Annotated in this window: 15 protein-coding genes; 7 read left to right on the top strand and 8 right to left on the bottom strand. The window is 60.9% G+C overall.

Annotation, left to right across the window (positions count from 1 at the left end; translation table 11 throughout):
- Positions 1 to 34: 34 nt before the first annotated feature.
- On the bottom strand, positions 35 to 922 hold the full coding sequence (galU, locus tag AF71_RS17590; protein WP_007797839.1) for a UTP--glucose-1-phosphate uridylyltransferase GalU: 888 nt from the start codon (positions 920 to 922) through the stop codon (positions 35 to 37).
- Between the two features lie 199 nt (positions 923 to 1121).
- Between galU and AF71_RS17595 the strand changes: the two genes are divergently transcribed.
- Positions 1122 to 2345 carry a lytic murein transglycosylase gene (locus AF71_RS17595; RefSeq protein WP_018859913.1) on the top strand — a complete coding sequence of 408 codons (1224 nt, stop codon included), beginning with the start codon at positions 1122 to 1124 and terminating at the stop codon, positions 2343 to 2345.
- Positions 2346 to 2406: 61 nt separating this feature from the next.
- Complete coding sequence (locus tag AF71_RS17600; protein ID WP_169682327.1) at positions 2407 to 3639, top strand: DUF459 domain-containing protein; 1233 nt, start codon at positions 2407 to 2409, stop codon at positions 3637 to 3639.
- Positions 3640 to 3757: 118 nt separating this feature from the next.
- On the opposite strand, the gene AF71_RS17605 is transcribed toward AF71_RS17600, so the two are convergent.
- Positions 3758 to 5212 carry a glutamate synthase subunit beta gene (locus AF71_RS17605; RefSeq protein ID WP_026372160.1) on the bottom strand — a complete coding sequence of 485 codons (1455 nt, stop codon included), beginning with the start codon at positions 5210 to 5212 and terminating at the stop codon, positions 3758 to 3760.
- Positions 5213 to 5434: 222 nt separating this feature from the next.
- Positions 5435 to 10156, bottom strand: a complete 4722-nt coding sequence (gltB, locus tag AF71_RS17610; RefSeq protein ID WP_018859910.1) for a glutamate synthase large subunit — start codon at positions 10154 to 10156, stop codon at positions 5435 to 5437.
- Positions 10157 to 10696: 540 nt separating this feature from the next.
- On the opposite strand from gltB, the gene AF71_RS17615 reads away from it, so the two are divergent.
- Positions 10697 to 11746 (top strand): low specificity L-threonine aldolase, encoded by a 1050-nt coding sequence (locus AF71_RS17615; protein WP_169682329.1) that lies wholly within the window; start codon positions 10697 to 10699, stop codon positions 11744 to 11746.
- A gap of 10 nt (positions 11747 to 11756) precedes the next feature.
- Here the strand turns inward: AF71_RS17615 and AF71_RS32130 are convergent, their stop codons facing one another.
- Positions 11757 to 11885, bottom strand: coding sequence for a hypothetical protein (locus AF71_RS32130; protein ID WP_019280707.1), 129 nt, complete (start codon positions 11883 to 11885; stop codon positions 11757 to 11759).
- A gap of 269 nt (positions 11886 to 12154) precedes the next feature.
- On the opposite strand from AF71_RS32130, the gene AF71_RS17620 reads away from it, so the two are divergent.
- On the top strand, positions 12155 to 12652 hold the full coding sequence (locus AF71_RS17620) for an N-acetyltransferase (protein ID WP_169682331.1): 498 nt from the start codon (positions 12155 to 12157) through the stop codon (positions 12650 to 12652).
- 16 nt (positions 12653 to 12668) lie between these two features.
- Here the strand turns inward: AF71_RS17620 and AF71_RS17625 are convergent, their stop codons facing one another.
- On the bottom strand, positions 12669 to 13526 hold the full coding sequence (locus AF71_RS17625) for a LysR substrate-binding domain-containing protein (RefSeq protein WP_018859906.1): 858 nt from the start codon (positions 13524 to 13526) through the stop codon (positions 12669 to 12671).
- A gap of 91 nt (positions 13527 to 13617) precedes the next feature.
- On the opposite strand from AF71_RS17625, the gene AF71_RS17630 reads away from it, so the two are divergent.
- On the top strand, positions 13618 to 14622 hold the full coding sequence (locus AF71_RS17630) for a bile acid:sodium symporter family protein (protein WP_169682333.1): 1005 nt from the start codon (positions 13618 to 13620) through the stop codon (positions 14620 to 14622).
- A gap of 71 nt (positions 14623 to 14693) precedes the next feature.
- On the opposite strand, the gene AF71_RS17635 is transcribed toward AF71_RS17630, so the two are convergent.
- On the bottom strand, positions 14694 to 15161 hold the full coding sequence (locus AF71_RS17635; protein WP_018859904.1) for an Hsp20 family protein: 468 nt from the start codon (positions 15159 to 15161) through the stop codon (positions 14694 to 14696).
- A gap of 464 nt (positions 15162 to 15625) precedes the next feature.
- On the opposite strand from AF71_RS17635, the gene AF71_RS17640 reads away from it, so the two are divergent.
- Positions 15626 to 16600: an alpha/beta hydrolase gene (locus AF71_RS17640; protein WP_169682335.1), complete on the top strand. Its 975-nt coding sequence runs from the start codon at positions 15626 to 15628 to the stop codon at positions 16598 to 16600.
- 43 nt (positions 16601 to 16643) lie between these two features.
- Here the strand turns inward: AF71_RS17640 and hisN are convergent, their stop codons facing one another.
- A complete protein-coding gene (gene hisN / locus AF71_RS17645; protein ID WP_026372158.1) occupies positions 16644 to 17417 on the bottom strand; it encodes a histidinol-phosphatase in 774 nt (257 codons plus the stop codon).
- A gap of 242 nt (positions 17418 to 17659) precedes the next feature.
- Positions 17660 to 18541 carry an N-formylglutamate amidohydrolase gene (locus tag AF71_RS17650; protein WP_018859901.1) on the bottom strand — a complete coding sequence of 294 codons (882 nt, stop codon included), beginning with the start codon at positions 18539 to 18541 and terminating at the stop codon, positions 17660 to 17662.
- Positions 18542 to 18729: 188 nt separating this feature from the next.
- Here AF71_RS17650 and cpdR1 point away from each other — a divergent pair, with 188 nt between their 5' ends.
- Positions 18730 to 19092, top strand: a complete 363-nt coding sequence (gene cpdR1, locus AF71_RS17655; RefSeq protein ID WP_007527565.1) for a response regulator CpdR1 — start codon at positions 18730 to 18732, stop codon at positions 19090 to 19092.
- Positions 19093 to 19103: the final 11 nt, after the last annotated feature.

Below are 19103 nucleotides of genomic sequence, written 5' to 3' on the forward strand. Positions count from 1 at the left end.
AGGCGGACTAATTCGTTTGACAGGCAGGCTGGTTTCAGAGGCCCTTCAGCAGCGCCTTGAAGCCTTCCTCGACGGTCGGGCGGATGTCCGCACGTTCCAGGGCGAAGGCCACGTTGGCCAGGATGAAGCCGTCCTTGGCGCCGCAGTCATAGGTCGTGCCGCGGAAGTGATAGCCCGCGAACGTCTGGTCCTTCAGCAGCTTCAGCATGCCGTCGGTCAGCTGGATTTCGTTGCCAGCGCCTCGTTCCTGGGTTTCCAGGATCTTGAAGACTTCAGGCTGCAGGATATAGCGGCCGTTGATGAAATAGTTCGACGGTGCCGTGCCCTTGGCAGGCTTCTCGACCATGCCGGTGATGCGGAAGCCATCACCGATCGCTTCGCCGACGCCGACGATGCCGTACTTGTGAGCTTGATCCGGGGCGCATTCCTCGACGGCGATGATGTTGCCGCCGCTCTGGGCATAAAGGTCGATCATGCCCTTCATGCAGCCCTTGCCTTCGCTCTTCATGATCATGTCGGGCAAGAGCAGCGCAAACGGCTCGTTGCCGACGATCTCGCGAGCACACCAGACGGCATGGCCGAGGCCAAGCGGCTCCTGCTGACGAGTGAAGCTGACCGTACCAGCCTTGGGAAGCTGGCCAGCAAGCAGCGTCATTTCCGCCTGCTTGCTGCGCTCGCGCAGCGTCTGCTCAAGCTCGAAATGGATATCGAAGTAGTCTTCGATGATGTGTTTGTTACGACCTGTGACGAAAACGAAATGCTCGATGCCCGCTTCCAAAGCTTCGTCGACCACATACTGAATGATCGGTTTGTCGACGACAGTCAGCATTTCCTTCGGCACGGCTTTGGTGGCCGGGAGAAAGCGAGTCCCGAGACCCGCGACCGGAAATACAGCTTTGCGAACTTTTTTATGCTCTGCCACACAATCCTCCTGCGATAACTACACCGCTTGAAATAAAGGCATTTTTGATTGAACTAGATGCGATTTGCTACAGTTTTGCAAATGGTGACTGCGTTCCTACGTCATGGTAAAGAATTTGTTGACTTCGTTCAGGTAGTCTCAGGCCTGAGCGGAAATTTGCGCTCCGCTGTGCCTGAAACGAAAGGACGGATGACCGCCGATGACTCAAAATCACAGAAATTCCCTTCGTGGTCTTGCTATTGCACTCATCGTGACCGCGTCCGCCGGCCTGGCCCCCATCAACGCGAAAGCAGATCAGCGGTTCCAGAAGTGGATCGCGGACTTCTATCAAACTGCCGCTCAAAATGGCATCAGCAAGGCAACCTATCGCAAAGCCTTCTCAGGCGTCAGCGATCCGGATCCGACAGTGCTGGAAAAGGCTGCCTATCAGCCTGAATTTACAACGAAAATCTGGGACTACGTTGATTCCCGTGTAAATCCGTACACGGTGCAGATCGGCCGTCAGATGGCCGCCAAACATGCCTCGACGCTGAATGCGGTTCAACGCCAGTTTGGTGTGGACAAGACGATTCTCCTGGCCATCTGGTCGATGGAATCCAATTATGGCGCAGTTCTCGACAAGGACGACCGCCTGCACTACGTGCCGCGCGCCTTGGCGACCCTCGCCTATGCCGACGAACGCCGCGCGAAGTTCGCCAAGAAGCAACTCATTGCGGCGCTGAAGATCCTGCAGAATGGCGATATCTCGCCCGATGGCATGACCGGCTCCTGGGCCGGCGCCATGGGCCACACCCAATTCATTCCGACAAGCTACCTGCTCTATGCGGTCGACGCCGACGGCAACGGACATCGCGACATCTGGAACTCCGTGCCTGATGCTCTCGCCACGTCCGCCAACCTGCTGCGGAAAAACGGGTGGGATGCCGGCAAAACCTGGGGCTATGAAGTGGTCGTGCCGCCGAATGCCAGAAAACAGGTCGGTAAAACGCATACACTGGCGCAGTGGGCCTCCCTCGGCCTTAGCCGGCCGAACGGCAAGAGCTTCCGCGATGGCGGCAGCAAGGCCGTGCTCAAGATGCCGGCCGGCCCCGATGGCCCGGGCTTCCTGATGACCAGCAATTTCTTCACCATCAAGAACTACAACGCGTCGGACAGTTACGCGATTGCGGTCGGACTGCTGGCGGACGAGATCGCCGGCTACGGCGGCATGAAGCAGCCCTGGCCACGACCGAACGGTACGCTTGATATGAAGCAAAAGTTCGAACTGCAGACGCGCCTGAAGACACTCGGTTATTACGACGGCGAGGTCGACGGGAACTTCGGCAGCGGATCCAAGGCCGCGATTGCCGCGGTCCAGGCTCGCATCGGAATGCAGCAGGACGGTGAGCCATCGCTGCCGCTCCTGAACGCGCTTCGCAAGTAGACGGAATAATCGGCAACATACACTTTTGGAGTGTGGACGCGAGTTCCCGCTCCATGCGAGAATGCCGGCAGATGCGAGGCTGCTGATTATGCGTAAACGAGTACACCGGGCAACGCTCCGCTGGGGTGCGATTGGCACCGCAACGTTGGTGCTCGTCTTCAGCGCGCTGCCGGTGCACGTGGCCGATGCGCAGGAGCGGTATTACTATCGCCGCTCGATTCTCGATTTTTTCTTTGGCCGTCGCTACATCCAGGAATATCCGCCACAGGCACCGTCTCAGAACGCGCCGCAGCGACAGCCTGCGCCGAGAAGGAAAGCGCCGTCGCCGAAGGCGGCTGCGGCTCCCCGTCCCGCCGCTCCCGTCGTCGTTGAGGAAAAGGCGGTCGAGAAGCTTGCCAACGCCCAGAAGATCCTCGTCGTCGGCGATTTTCTCGCCGGCGGTCTTGGCGTCGGCATGGACGCTGCTTTCAAGGATTCTCCCGGCGTCGTGGTCGAGACACATAGCAACGTCGCCTCGGGTCTGGTCCGAGACGACTACTATGACTGGCCGCAACAGCTGACAAAATTCATGGACGAGGCGAAGCCCGCCATGGTCATCGTCATGCTCGGCGCGAATGACCGCCAGCAGATGGTGACGGATATCGGCAAGGAGAAATTCAGGACCGACGGTTGGTATTCCGAATATCAGCGCCGCGTCGTGGCCTTCGGCCAGCAGGTCACCAGCCGCAAGATTCCGCTGCTCTGGGTCGGACTACCCGCCTTCGATTCGCCTGCGATGACCGCCGATGCCGTGCAGCTTAACCAGTTGTTCCGCAAGCAGATGGAGAGCGTCGGCGGCGAGTTCGTCGACATCTGGGACGGTTTCGTCAGCGAAGGCGGCGACTTCATCGTCACCGGCTCGGATATCAACGGCCAGCAGGTCCGCCTACGCACCTCGGATGGCATCAACCTCACGGAAGCAGGCCGGCGCAAGCTTGCCTTCTATGTCGAAAAGCCCGTGCGCCGCATTCTCGGGGTACAGGCAAGCCCGGACCTCGTCCGCCTTGACGCGGGCAATGCGCCGGTGATCGACGCTGTGGCAATGCCCGGCCGCACCGAGCCGATCAGCCTCTCCGATCCCAACCTGGATGGCGGCGCGGAACTTCTTGGCGGCAGGGCACTCCCGGTCAGTGCCACCAAGTCGCCACGTGATCTTCTGGTTCAGGATGGCGAGATGGCGGCTCCCCCTGTTGGCCGCGTCGATGACTATCGCATGGCTCCTGTGAAGCCCACCGCTCAGGTCACCATCAAATAGCCCGGCTGCATGAAGCCGCGCTCCAAAAACGCGCTCTTGATCTCAGTCGAACGCGAGGCTCACCAAACGAAAAAGGGCCGCTCAGAGCGGCCCAAAATCCAATCATCAACTGTGTCGCTTACCGCGGCAGAACCGTCGAGCCCATCAGGGCTTCGTCGATGGCGCGGGCGGCCTGGCGGCCTTCGCGGATCGCCCAGACCACCAGCGACTGACCGCGGCGCACGTCGCCCGCCGTCCAGAGCTTGTCGACCGAGGTCTTGTAGTCGCGGTCGTCGGCAACGACGTTGGTCGAGCCGCGACGGTCGGTGTTGAGCGTGAGCTTGCCGTCGAGTTCCTTGAGCACGCTGTCCTTGAACGGGCCGCTGAAACCGATCGCGATGAAAGCGAGGTCGGCCTTGATGATGAACTCGGTGCCGGCGATCGGCTTGCGACGCTCGTCGACTTCGCAGCACTTCACGCCGGTCAGAACGCCATCTTCACCGACGAACTCGAGTGTTGCCACCTGGAACTCGCGAATTGCGCCTTCCGCTTGCGAGGACGACGTGCGCATCTTCGTTGCCCAGAACGGCCAGACAGCGAGCTTGTCTTCCTTCTCCGGCGGCTGCGGGCGGATGTCGAGCTGCGTGACCTTCACCGCGCCCTGGCGGAACGCCGTACCGACGCAGTCCGATGCGGTATCGCCACCGCCGACGACGACGACATGCTTGGCGCCGGCGAGGATCGGGTCAGAGGCCCAGCCGACGCTGTCGATGTTTTCACGGCCGACGCGCTTGTTCTGCTGCACGAGGTAGGGCATCGCGTCATGGACGCCCGAAAGCTCGATGCCCGGGATACCCGCTTCGCGTGGCGTTTCAGAACCGCCGCAATAGAGAACCGCATCGTGGTCTGCGAGCAGCTGCTCGACCTTCACGTCGACACCGACATTGACGCCACAGTGGAAGGTGACGCCTTCGCCCTTCATCTGCTCGACGCGGCGATCGATGAAGTTCTTTTCCATCTTGAAGTCAGGGATACCGTAGCGCAGCAGGCCGCCGGGCTTGCTTTCGCGTTCGTACACGTGAACCTCATGCCCTGCGCGGCCGAGCTGCTGTGCAGCCGCCATGCCGGCCGGGCCGGAACCGACGATCGCAACCTTCTTGCCGGTGTGAACCGTTGCCGGCTGCGGACGGATGAAGCCGAGCTCGTAGGCCTTGTCAGCGATCGCCTGTTCGACGGTCTTGATCGCAACCGGCGTGTCCTCGAGGTTCAGCGTGCAGGCTTCCTCGCAGGGCGCCGGGCAGACGCGGCCGGTGAACTCCGGGAAGTTGTTCGTCGAATGCAGGTTCTGGATCGCCGCTTCCCAGTTGTTGTTGTAGACGAGGTCGTTCCAATCCGGGATCTGGTTATGAACAGGGCAGCCGGTTGGCCCATGGCAATAGGGAATGCCACAGTCCATGCAGCGCGCTGCCTGTTTCTGCACTTCCTGGTCCGACATCGGGATCGTGAATTCGCGGAAATGCCGGATGCGATCCGAGGCAGGCTGATACTTTGCCACCTGCCGGTCGATTTCCAGAAACCCTGTGACCTTACCCATATTTTCGTCCCTTACACTCATGACCGCCTCGCCTGCGGCCAGTTGTCCATCGTCAGCCTCGACAGTGGAGGCAAGTTGCTTCTTTCGACCGTCATCCAGCATATCCCTTGAGTGCTATCCACGCGTCTGCGCTGCCTGAGGCTGCTGCCGATCCGTGGGTCATTGAGATATTTCGGTCATCCGCCGCGCCAGCCTTCGCCGGCGCAACGGAAGTAAGCGTATTTACTCGGCCGCAATTCCCATGCGGGCGCGTTCCATTTCTTCAAGCGCACGGCGGTACTCGACCGGCATGACCTTGCGGAACTTCGGACGGTAGTCGGCCCAGTTGTCCAAGATCTGCTTGGCGCGGGTGGAGCCCGTATAGTGCAGGTGGTTGGAGATCAACTGGTAGAGGCGCTCCTCATCGTGGCGCGTCATGTCACCGGAGACGTCGACGCGTCCCTTGTGCATGAGGTCGCCGCCGTGATGATGCAGCTTCTCCAGCATGTCGTCCTCCTCAGGAACCGGCTCGAGCTCGACCATCGCCATGTTGCAGCGCTTGGCGAAATCGCCGGCCTCGTCGAGTACGTAGGCAACGCCACCGGACATACCGGCCGCGAAGTTACGGCCCGTTTGGCCGAGAACGACCACCACGCCACCCGTCATGTATTCGCAGCCGTGGTCGCCCACGCCTTCGACGATGGCGATCGCACCCGAGTTGCGGACCGCGAAGCGCTCGCCCGCGACACCGCGGAAGTAGCACTCGCCTTCGGTCGCACCATAGAGAACGGTGTTGCCGACGATGATCGACTCTTCCGCGACGATCTTCGAATTCTCAGGTGGCCGGACGATGATCTTGCCGCCCGAGAGGCCTTTGCCGACATAGTCATTGCCGTCACCGACCAGATTGAATGTGATGCCGCGTGCCAGGAAGGCGCCGAACGACTGGCCGGCCGTGCCCTTGAGCGTCACGTTGATCGTGTCGTCTTTGAGGCCGCGGTGGTTGTAGCGCTTGGCGACTTCGCCGGACAGCATCGCGCCAGCCGAACGGTCGACGTTCTTGATATCGACCTCGAAGGACACAGGGGTCTTCGAAGACAGTGCCGGCTCGGCCTCCGCGATCAGCTTGCGGTCGAGAACGTCGTCGATCGGGTGCTTCTGGCGTGATGTCCAGTAGGTCGCATCCTTCGGCGCCTCGACCTTGTGGAAGATGCGGCTGAAGTCGAGGCCCTTGGACTTCCAATGCGCCAGCATCTCGTCCTTCTCGAGCAGCTCCGAAGCGCCGATGATGTCATCGAGCTTGGTGAAGCCGAGCGAGGCCAAGATTTCGCGCACTTCGTTGGCGACGAAGAAGAAGTAGTTGACGACGTGCTCAGGCGTGCCCTTGAAGCGCTTGCGCAGGACCGGATCCTGCGTGGCAACGCCGACAGGACAGGTGTTCAGGTGGCACTTGCGCATCATAATGCAGCCGGCGGCGATGAGCGGCGCGGTCGCGAAGCCGAATTCGTCGGCACCGAGAAGCGCACCGATAATGACGTCGCGGCCGGTCTTCAGACCGCCATCGACCTGCAGGGCGATACGCGAACGCAGGCCGTTCAAGACAAGCGTCTGCTGCGTCTCGGCAAGGCCGATTTCCCACGGAGAACCGGCATGCTTCAGCGAGGTCAGCGGCGATGCGCCGGTGCCACCGTCGAAGCCGGAGACGGTGATGTGGTCGGCGCGCGCCTTGGCAACGCCGGCGGCGACCGTGCCGACGCCGACTTCCGAGACGAGCTTGACCGAGACATCGGACGTCGGGTTGACGTTCTTCAGGTCGTAGATCAGCTGCGCCAGATCTTCGATCGAATAGATGTCATGGTGCGGCGGCGGCGAGATAAGGCCGACACCCGGGGTCGAGTGACGTGTCTTGGCAACGGTCGCGTCGACCTTGTGGCCGGGCAGCTGGCCACCCTCGCCGGGCTTTGCGCCCTGCGCGACCTTGATCTGCAGCATATCGGCGTTGACGAGATATTCGGTCGTGACACCGAAACGTCCCGACGCGATCTGCTTGATCGCCGAACGCTCGGGGTTCGACGAACCATCCGGCAGCGGCATGTAGCGGTCGGACTCTTCGCCACCTTCGCCGGTGTTTGACTTGCCGCCGATCTTGTTCATCGCGATCGCGAGCGTCGTGTGCGCCTCGCGGGAGATCGAGCCGAAGGACATCGCGCCCGTCGAGAAACGCTTGACGATATCGGCAGCAGGCTCGACCTCATCGACCGAAACCGGCTCGCGGCCGAGCTGTTCGGCGCTCTTGATGTTAAAGAGGCCGCGGATGGTGTTCATGCGCAAGGCCGAGGTGTTCACCATCTCGGCGAACTCGCGGTAGCGGTCCTCGGCATTGCCGCGAACGGCGTGCTGCAGTGTGGCCACCGCATCCGGAGTCCAGGCATGGCTTTCACCGCGCATGCGGTAGGCATATTCGCCACCGATATCGAGCGTGGTCGCGAGCAGCGGATCCTTGCCGAAGGCGGAGGTGTGACGCGCAACAGTCTCTTCGGCGATCGCCGTGAGATCGACGCCTTCGATCATCGTCGCGGTACCGAAGAAGTACTTGTCAACCAGTTCCTGCTGCAGGCCGATCGCATCGAAGATCTGACCGCCGCAATAGGACTGATAGGTCGAGATGCCCATCTTCGACATGACCTTGAGGATGCCCTTACCGACCGCCTTGATGTAGCGGTAGACAACTTCGGAGGCGTCCACTTCCTTCGGGAACTCGCCCTTGGCATGCATGTCGAGCAGCGTGTCGAAGGCAAGATAAGGGTTGATCGCTTCGGCGCCGTAACCTGCGAGCAGGCAGAAGTGATGCACTTCGCGCGGCTCGCCGGTCTCGACGACGAGGCCGACCGAGGTGCGCAGACCCTTGCGGATCAGGTGATGGTGCACGGCAGCCGTCGCCAGCAGTGCCGGGATCGCTATACGATCAGGCCCGATCTGGCGGTCGGAGAGAACGATGATGTTGTAGCCGCCCTTGACGGCCGCTTCCGCGCGCTCGCAGAGGCGATCGAGCATCTCAGGCATGCCTTCGGCGCCACGCTCGACATCATAGGTGAAGTCGAGCGTCTTCGTGTCGAAGCGGTCTTCCGTGTGACCGATCGAACGGATCTTTTCGAGATCGCCGTTGGTAAGGATCGGCTGACGCACTTCCAGGCGCTTGGCGTTTGCCATGCCGGTATGGTCGAGAATGTTCGGACGCGGCCCGATGAACGAAACGAGGCTCATGACGAGCTCTTCGCGGATCGGGTCGATCGGCGGGTTGGTAACCTGCGCGAAGTTCTGCTTGAAGTAGGTGTAGAGCAGCTTCGACTTTTCCGACATGGCCGAGATCGGCGTGTCCGTGCCCATCGAGCCGACGGCTTCCTGGCCCGTGGTCGCCATCGGCGACATCAGGATCTTGGTGTCTTCGGTCGTGTAGCCGAAAGCCTGCTGGCGGTTGAGCAGCGACACGTCGCGGCGCAGCGCACGCGGCTCGACCGGCTTCAGGTCTTCGAGGATGAGCTGAGTGCGATCCAGCCAGTTGCGGTAAGGATGCTTGGTCGCGAGTTCGGACTTCACTTCCTCGTCGGAAACGATGCGGCCCTTCTCCATGTCGATCAGCAGCATCTTGCCCGGCTGCAGGCGCCACTTCTGCACGATATCCTCTTCAGCCACCGGCAGCGTGCCGGCTTCCGAAGCGAGGATGACGCGGTCGTCTGACGTGACGAGATAGCGGGCCGGGCGCAGACCGTTACGGTCGAGCGTCGCGCCGATCTGCTTGCCATCGGTGAAGGCGACAGCAGCCGGTCCGTCCCACGGCTCCATCAGGGCCGCATGGTATTCGTAGAATGCCTTCCGCTCGGCCGCCATCGACTGGTTGCCGGCCCAGGCTTCCGGGATCAGCATCATCACGGCATGTGCCATGGAGTAGCCGCCGCGCACGAGGAACTCGAGCGCGTTGTCAAAACAGGCAGTGTCCGACTGGCCTTCATACGAGATCGGCCAGAGCTTGGAGATATCCTCACCGAAGAGCGGCGAAGACACCGATGCCTGGCGCGCCGCCATCCAGTTGACGTTGGAGCGCAGCGTGTTGATTTCGCCGTTGTGGGCGACCATGCGGTAAGGGTGCGCCAGCTTCCAGGACGGGAAGGTGTTGGTCGAGAAGCGCTGGTGCACGAGGGCAACCGCGGACTCGAAGCGCGGGTCCGACAGGTCCTTGTAGTAGGCACCGACCTGATAGGCCAGGAACATGCCCTTGTAGACGACGGTCGCCGACGACAGCGACACCGGGTAGAAGTTGCTCTCCTCGCCGTCGAACTCGTCGTAGATGCGGTTGGAGATCACCTTGCGGAGCGTGAACAGGCGGCGCTCGAACTCGTCGTTCGTCGCCGCGTCCTTGCCAGCGCCGATGAAGACCTGAACGTGATGCGGCTCGGTGGCGGCGATGTCGGGCGCCTTCGACAGCGAGGAGTTGTCGACGGGCACGTCGCGGAATCCGATGAAGACCTGGCCTTCATCGGTGATGACGTCCTGGATCACCTTCTTGAAATGCGCGATCTGCTTTTCGTCGTGCGGCATGAAGATGTGACCCATGCCGTACTCGCCGACCTTCGGCAGGGTGATGCCCTGCTTGGCCATTTCCTCACGGAAGAAGCGGTCCGGGATCTGCACGAGAATGCCCGCGCCATCACCCATAAGGGGGTCGGCGCCGACGGCACCGCGGTGCGTCAGGTTCTCGAGAATGAAGAGACCGTCCTTGACGATCTGGTGCGACTTCTGACCCTTCATATGGGCGACAAAGCCGACGCCGCAGGCATCGTGCTCGTTGCGTGGGTCGTAAAGCCCCTGTTTTCGCGGCAGACCGGAGGCGAATTTACGCGTGTTGGCCGTCGCGCGCGTCGTTGCTGCTGCGAACTGGTCAAAACCCGTGGATGGCGTCTTCGTCATCTTTCCCTCCTGTCAGAGCCCGCGGGGCCGCGGGCGGCTTCTTGTCCCGCGCCGTCCCTGATCCTAGGTTCGGCGCGTGACAGCGCTGTTGCATTATCGAAGATCCGGTCGCCGGCGGCAGGCTCTCCAGGGAAAGCACCGTTGCGCTACCGCGCCTGCCATCCGCCTCCGCATGCGGGCTCTTACCCGCTTTTGAAGAACTATAGCGTGAAACCCCACGAGTGTAAGGTTTTTTGGCGCCTCTTCGGCCGTCGCGGCCAAAATAGGACAACAACACTGTCCTAATTCGCTTGATGTATGCCAGAAACATCCAGCCTTCGCAAGAGTGCAGATTCAAAAAATCGGCAGTTTGCGACCTAATATTGCTCAAACAGCCTATCGGCAAGACATAAAATTACACGTTTACGCATTATTTTGTTTATTGATTGCCGACGTCAATTTTTGTGATGGATTTCACGCCGCCCCTTTGACCAGCCGGAGCGTTGGCGTAATGTCGCCGCCGAACCTGATCCTCCACCACATCCCAAGCGGTCTCCTTTCATGTATTTTGCATCCGACAACTGGGCAGGCGCCCATCGATCCATCGCCGAACGTCTGCTCAGGGAATCCGACGGCTTTGCCGCGGCCTATGGCGCAAGTGATCTCGACCGGCGTGTCGAGCGCCGCTTTGCAGAAGTCTTCGAGCGTGAAGTCGCCGTTCTTTTCGTCGGCACCGGCACAGCAGCGAACTCCTTGTCGCTCGCGAGCGTCCAACGGCCGGGCGGCATCACCTTCTGCCATTCCGAAGCACATGTGATTGCGGACGAATGCGGCGCACCCGACTTCTTCAGCGGTGCCCGCCTGCTCGGCGTTCCTGGCCCGGAAGGAAAGATCGACCCGGAAAAACTCAGGGAAAGGATCGCGGAGTTCCCGCAGACGGCAGTGCAGCACGGGCGGGCAACGGCGGTCACGATCACTCAGGCAACGGAAGCCGGAACGGTCTACTCGCTCACGGAGATCGACGAGATCGCTGCGATCGCCCGAAAGGACGGGCTGCCGCTTCATATGGACGGCGCGCGCTTTGCCAATGCCCTCGTCTCCCTTGGTGTCAGCCCGGCCGAGATGACCTGGAAGCGCGGCATCGACATGCTGTCCTTCGGCGGCACGAAGAACGGTTGCTGGTGCGCGGAAGCGATCGTCTTCCTCAATCCGGAGCAGGCCAAGGAGATGCCGTTCATCCGCAAGCGCGCCGCCCAGCTGTTCTCGAAGTCACGCTTCATCGCCGCCCAGTTCGATGCCTATTTCGAGCACGATCTCTGGCTCGATCTCGCCCGCCATGCGAACGGTATGTCCGATCGTCTGCGCGCGGGCATCACCGCGAGCAACGCGTCCCGGCTGGCGTGGCCGACCTCGGCCAACGAAGTCTTCGCCGTCATTCCGAAAGGCGCGGCGAAAACGGCACAAGAAAAGGGCGCGAAGTTCTATGAATGGCCGGTGCCACCGGCCACACCCGAGCTTGTCGGCCGGGATGAGACGCTGATCCGCCTCGTCACCAGCTTTGCGACCAGCGAGGCAGATGTCGATGGTTTCCTGGACTGCCTCGCAAACTGAGTTCTGAGCCTCAATTCTGATGGCCTGTCACGGCGGATTGCGGCTTGCCACCATCCGTCGTTTTCGCGTCGTGTCCTGCCACGACAATCAGCATCACACAGGCAACCAGCCCGGATACGAAGAGTACACCATACGTCATCGGTCCGTTCTCCTTGCCCCGAAGATCGACCATGGTGATCCGAGCCTAGGCTCCGAACCTAACCAGATGCCTAAGTGGTACGGTTGAGGGCACCTTAAGATGGCAAGCAGGCCATTAACTTTTGGGCGAGGCAGCGAATGAACATTGCGCGGCAACGAAGCGTTATTGCGTGATCGGACCATGATTGATTGCCGATCTGCTGGCCACCATGCCGAGGTCGCGCTATCACGGGCCATGCCCTGATACCTGAAGACGACTAGAGAACGCCGATGGAAATCCGTCCTGAACAGCCGAGCGACATCGCGACGATCCGCCAGATTACAAAGGCCGCCTTCGCGCCGATGGAATACGGTAGCCAGACAGAGGCGGAAATCATCGACGCGCTCCGCAAGGCCAACGCGTTGAAAATTTCGCTCGTCGCCGTCGACGGTGGCGCAGTCATCGGACATGTCGCCTTCTCGCCCGTCACGATCGATGGTGGCGACTACGGCTGGTACGGGCTTGGTCCGGTTTCGGTGCGACCCGACCGCCAGAACGAGGGCATCGGTGGAAACCTCATTCGCGACGGCCTGTTGCGGCTGACCGGTATCGGCGCCGGGGGCTGCGTTGTTCTCGGCGACCCCGGCTACTACGAGCGCTTCGGCTTCGAGAATGACGTCAATCTGATTTTCGAGGGCGTGCCGGCGGAGTATTTCATGCGCCAACGGTTCGATGGCCCGCTGCCTGTCGGCAAAGTCTGCTATCACGACGCCTTCACCGCCACTTAAGACGCCTTAACAGGTCTCATCCGCCGGAACCAAGACGACGTACCTTGCCGAGGATGTCCTCCGACAGCGCATGCACCAGCGCCTGGTCGGCGCCCTTGCGCGGCACAAGGACGAACTCCACCTCCTCGAGGATGGGAAGCCTATCGCGCCCGATCTCCTTCAGACCGGAAGGTGCCATGCTGCGCGGCTGCACCAGCACGCCCATGCCGGCCCGTGCGGCCGCCGTCAGTCCGCTGAGGCTGCCGCAGGTGCAGACGATCCGCCAGGCGACCTGGCTTCGGCCCAGGGCTTCGAGCGCGATGCTGCGCGTCACGCTCGGCGGCGGAAACGCGATCAGCGGCAGAGGCCCACCGCTTAAGACATGCTCCGGATCACGCGCCAGCCACACCAGCGGCTCACGGTAGACCAGCCGTCCGCGCGCATCGCCCAACCGGCGCTTCGCCAACACGAGGTCGATCTCGCCGTTGTCCTGCATTTCGTAAAGCGTTCCTGACAGGGCTACCGTCAGCTCGAGATCGACGGAGGGGTGCGAGCGAACGAAATCCTCGAGCACCGCCGGAAGCTGGCTGGTCACGAAATCCTCGGAGACGCCGAGCCGCAGGTTGCCGCGCAGATTTTGCCCTTTGAATTGCGATTGCACTTGCGCTTCGATCGCCAGCATCGCCCGCGCGTGGCTGAGCAACGCTTCCCCGTCTGTCGTCATGACTACCTTGTGGGTGTCGCGCGCCAGCAATCGCCGCCCGACCGCGCTTTCGAGCCGCTGGATGTGCTGGCTGACGGTCGACTGCCCGAGACCGAGCCGTTCGGCAGCCAGCGTGAAGCTTCCCATCTGTTCGACGGCAACAAAGCTGCGGAGTTGGGTAAGATCGAGCATGGTGATCCAGAAATACGATAACTGTTATTCCTTGCATCCTGTATCATAATGGAAGAAAGAGAAATGATCCACCGATCCGATGAGTAAAGCCATGCGCCGCTTCTTGCCCGATACATTTACGATCCTGCTCGTCTGCACAGTCATCCTCGCCTCATTCCTGCCGGCCACGGGCACCTTTGCCGGCTATTTCGGCATAGCGACGAACCTCGCGGTGGCCCTACTCTTCTTCCTGCATGGCGCACGCCTGTCCCGCGACGTCGTTATCGCCGGCGTTCTGCACTGGCGGCTGCATCTCGTGATCCTGCTGACGACGTTTGGCCTGTTTCCCATCCTTGGCCTCGGCCTTGGCTTTGTGCCGGAGTGGATTCTGCCGAAGCCTCTTTATCTCGGCATACTCTATCTCTGCGTACTGCCTTCGACGGTGCAGTCGTCGATCGCCTTCACCTCCATGGCAGGTGGCAACGTACCGGCCGCCATCTGCTCTGCATCGGCATCGAACATCTTCGGCATGTTCCTGACGCCGCTGCTGGTCGGACTGCTGTTTTCCGTCGGCGGCCATGGCGGCTTCTCATGGGAGGTGCTCGGGCAAATCCTCATGCAACTGCTGCTGCCGTTCATCGTCGGCCAGGTGCTGCAGCCATGGATCGGGGCCTGGATCCGCGCGAAAAAGACGCTGCTGATGCCTGTTGATCGTGGCTCGATCCTGATGGTCGTCTACCTCGCCTTCAGCAAGGCAATCGTTGAAGGGCTGTGGCACGAGTTCTCGGTCACCGACATCGCGGCCGTCATCATCGCCGACACGGCGCTGCTTGCCTTCGTATTGTGTTTCACCATGTTTGGCAGCCGCCTGCTCGGTTTCAACAAGGCCGACGAGATCACCATCACCTTTTGCGGATCGAAGAAGAGCCTCGCCAGCGGCGCGCCGATGGCCAGCGTCATTTTTGCCGGGCAATCGATCGGCGCGATCGTGCTGCCGCTGATGCTGTTCCACCAGATCCAGCTGATGGTTTGCGCGGTCATCGCACAGAAGTACGCGGCAAAGACGGCACATCGCATCACCACGCAAGAAACCGAGGAAGCGGCAAGCCCGGCTTGATGGCAGACAACAAAAAGGCGGCGCTCAAACGAGCGCCGCCGGCATGCTTGGTCTTGGGAGGACCGATTGGGTTAGTTGGTGACCTGTGCCTCGATGGCCTTCGGCGCGCTGACCGGCTCAGCCGCAATCGCGATCTTGCGCGGCTTCATTGCTTCCGGAATGCTGCGAAGCAGGTCGATGTGGAGAAGACCGTTCTTCAGCGAAGCGGCGGTAACCTCGACATGGTCGGCAAGCTGGAAGCGGCGCTCGAAGGCGCGCTTGGCAATGCCGCGATAGAGGAACTCGCTGCCATCAACCTTGTCTTCGCTCTTTTCACCCTTGACGGTGAGAGCGTGAGCCTGTGCCTCGATGGAGATTTCGGTCTCATCGAAACCGGCAACGGCCATGGTGATGCGGTAGGTGTTTTCACCAGTACGCTCGATGTTGTAGGGCGGATAAGTCTGGCCCTGGTCAGGTTGGCCGAGGCTGTCGAGCATGGTGAAGAGACGGTCGAAACCGACGGTCGAACGATAAAGGGGAGAGAAGTCTACGTGACGCATGATGTCCTCCTTAAGGAAGCGACGTGTTGCGATAGTTGCCCCTGAAACCCCTTGATCGGCAGCTTCGGGACGGTTTAGCAGGCCCGTTTGGCACCCGCAGGATTGAGATGGGGATGGCCTTTGCGCAGTTCAAGACCCTGGCGTTGGGAGGGAACTCACGCAGCGTGAACCCCGCATGAACAGCCGGTTCGGAAGCCATTCATGCGCAGGGGATTAGGAATCGTGCCTATCGGGTGACACTGGCCCGATGGCTGGAGTGTATCGTCCCTTCGTCTTCAGCCCGATCTCCAGCCGGCATCGCGGAACCTCAAGTTCAGCATGCCGGCTTTTTTTATGGCGTGACGGCAAAACGGCCAGCTTACGTTCACCGCCTGTTACCAAGCCTCTTTTCTTTGATTTGACAGCCCAATCAGCTATCCGTTTTACTCAATAGGCGAATCCGCGAAGCACACGATCGATCGGCCATGGAACAAGTTCTTTTCTCGACCCCCGAAAATCCGGCTCCGGAGAACCGAACCGAAGGCTTCTTCGAAACGCATGACGGCCATCGGCTGCGCTATGCCGTCTTCCGCTCCGACGCGCCGGTGGCGAAGGGTACGGTCGTCCTCCTCCAGGGCCGCAACGAGTATATCGAGAAGTATTTCGAGACGATCCGCGACCTGACGGCCAAGGGCCTGTGGGTCGCGACCTTCGATCTGCGTGGCCAGGGCGGCTCGGACCGGCTTCTGAAGACGCGCACCTATGGCCATGTCCGCCGCTTCGTCGATTACGAGCACGACCTCGACACGTTCCTCGAGAAAATCGTGCTGCCGGATACCCGCCTGCCGTTCTTTCTTCTGGCGCATTCGACCGGAGCGCTGATCGCGATGTCCGCCGCCCCGTACCTATCGACACGTATCGAGCGGATGGTGCTGACGGCACCCTTTATTGGTCTTTCAGGTCAGGCAGCATCGGAAGGTACGATCCGGGCGCTTGCCGGGATCGCCTGTTCGCTCGGTCTCGGCTCGTTCCCGCTGACGCGCAAGCTCAAGGAGAAGCCGTTCAGCGACAACCCTCTGACATCGGACGAGACCCGTTTCGAGCGCAATGTCGCTGTTGCCGCCGCACATCCGGAGCTGACGCTCGGCCCCCCGACAGCGCGCTGGCTGCACGACTCGCTGCTGACGATCGACCGCGTAACCGCTCCGAGCCATTTGTTCTCGATCACCATCCCGACGGTCGTCATCGCGCCGACGCGCGACGCCATCGTGCCCTATATCGCGCAGGAGCGGATCTCGCGCTATTTCCGCGCCGCCCAGTTCGTGCCGATCAATGGTGCGCGGCATGAGGTGCTGCAGGAACGCGACGTCTACCGCAAGGCGGCGCTTGCCGCCTTTCACGCCTTCATCCCCGGCAGTGACGCCGAGGCCGTCGAGGAAGTCGAAGGGTTTGGTACCTAGCCCCGGTCTCTATCCAAGCGACCGCGACAAATGCCGGTGGATGCTATCGATTGAGAACCGCCATCGCCTGCTCGTAGACGGCGCGGCTGCCGGCCGCAATGATCGAGCCGCCATTTTCCGGACGCCCGCCATCCCAGGTCGTGATGATCCCGCCGGCATTCTCAATGACGGGGATGATGCCACCGACATCGTAGGGCTTCAGGCCGTTTTCGATCACAAGATCGACATGGCCGGCGGCGAGCAGCGCGTAGGCGTAGCAGTCCGTGCCATAGCGGAAGAGCCGCACCTGGCTCTCGATCTCACGGTATTTCTCCATCTCGACACCGGCAAACAGATGCGGCGAGGTGGTGAAGAGAATGGCGTTCGCCAGTGCGCCGCAATCGCGAACCTGCAGCCGCCGCTCCCCTTCCGGGCCGTTATAGATCGAACCGTTCGCATCTGCGAAATAGCTTTCGCCAGTAAAGGGCTGGTCGATCATGCCCATGACGGCCCGGCCGTTTCGCTGCAGACCGATCAGCGTTCCCCAGACCGGTACACCGGAGATGAACGCGCGCGTACCGTCGATCGGGTCGATCACCCAGACATATTCGCGGTCCAGGCCAACATTGCCGTGCTCTTCGCCGAGAATGCCGTGATCCGGGAAATGCTCCTCGATCAGCGCCCGAATGGCGACTTCCGCCGCCCTGTCGCCTTCGGTGACGGGGTCAAAGCCGCTCGATAGCTTGTTGGTCACGTCAAGTCCGGAACGGAACCGTGGCAGCGTTTCGGCCTTGGCGGCCTCCGCCAGGCGATTGAAGAACGAGCGATCAGGCAACATGGTGGAATCCATTGGTGGCGCGCGAGTGCCGCTTTTCATAGCCGAATTGCCGCCCGTTGCAAACGAGAGCGGCAGCTTTTAGCCGGCTGCACAATATTTTTGCACTGCAAAATTTTGATTGACAATTGTGCACCGCAATAGTAGCTTTTGCCCACAGTCTTTGACTGTAAATGCCCTCCTTGGGTGTTTCCTCCCTAGACTTAGACCGCCGCGAGGCGGTCTCTTTTTGATGTCTTGAAGGCCTATTCGGCAGCGAGGGCGGTGTCGGTCGCGAACTGCGCCACATAGACCGCCATCTGGCGCATGAAGGCGGTGATCGCTGCGGCAACCAAGGCGAAGTCGGAGCGCTTCTCCAGCGTAACTTCGTCGACATAGATCGAGCGGTTCACTTCAATCTGCAGCGCATGCAGTCCACGCGACGGGCGGCCATAATGCTCCGTGATAAACCCGCCGGCATATGGCTTGTTGCGGATTGCCGTGAAGCCCATCTCCTCCAAGATGGCGACAGCCGCACGCGACAGATCGGCCGAGGCACTGGTGCCGTAGCGATCGCCGATGATGAAATCCGGCCGCGCATTGGTGCCGGCGACGCGAACGTTGCCCGGCATGGAGTGGCAATCGATCAGCACGCCGAAGCCGAACTGGACATGCGTGCGGGCGATCAGCCGCCGCAACGCCGCGTGATATGGCTTATAGACGGCTTCGATTCGATCGAGCCCCTCCTGCACCGACAGCCGACGGGCATAGATCTCCATGTTCTCGGCAACGATGCGCGGAATGGTACCGAGCCCGCCTGCCACGCGCAGTGAATTGATGTTCGCGTAGGGCGGCAGCAGACCGTCGAACATGCGCGGATCGAGCTCGTAGGGCTCGCGGTTCACATCGAGATAGGCGCGCGGAAAGTTTGCAAGCAGGAGCGGCGCCCCAAGCGCGCTCGCATCGGCAAACAGCTCATCGACATAGTGATCCTCGGAGCGGCGGATGGAAATGCCCTCGAGCCTGGACTGAGCGATGAATTCGGGGGGATAGATGCGCCCGCTGTGCGGCGAGTTGTAGACGAATGGAATGGCGTGCGACGCAGGCTCCCGGACCTCGAAAAGTGCGTATTCAGGGATTTCGTGCACCCTTTTTTCCCTCTTTACCACATCAGGAGGCCATTGCTTCGACCATGTTGCCAGTTGCAGCACTCCAAGTCCATACTATCTCATGGGGATGACGGCCCGGATGGCCTCTTCACCGGTTGTTTACTGGGCGAACTCTAGTGTAAATGGCTGGAGCCCAACGCATAAATTATTGATTAGCGGTCTGGATAATGACTCAGAAGATACTTCTTGCAGAAGACGACAATGACATGCGCCGGTTCCTTGTGAAGGCGCTTGAAAAGGCAGGCTACAAGGTCCTCTCCTACGACAACGGCGCCAGCGCCTATGACAGGCTTCGTGAAGAACCCTTCTCGCTGCTCCTGACCGATATCGTCATGCCCGAAATGGACGGAATCGAACTGGCGCGCCGCGCCACCGAACTCGATCCGGACCTGAAAGTGATGTTCATCACCGGATTCGCAGCCGTCGCCCTCAACCCTGATTCGAAGGCACCGAAGGACGCGAAGGTCCTTTCCAAGCCTTTCCACCTTCGCGACCTCGTCGAGGAAGTAAATAAAATGCTTGCCGCATAAGGCTTCCGGCA

The sequence above is a fragment of the Rhizobium sp. 57MFTsu3.2 genome, from assembly GCF_012932765.1.
GTDB classification, from domain to species: Bacteria; Pseudomonadota; Alphaproteobacteria; order Rhizobiales; family Rhizobiaceae; genus Rhizobium; species Rhizobium altiplani.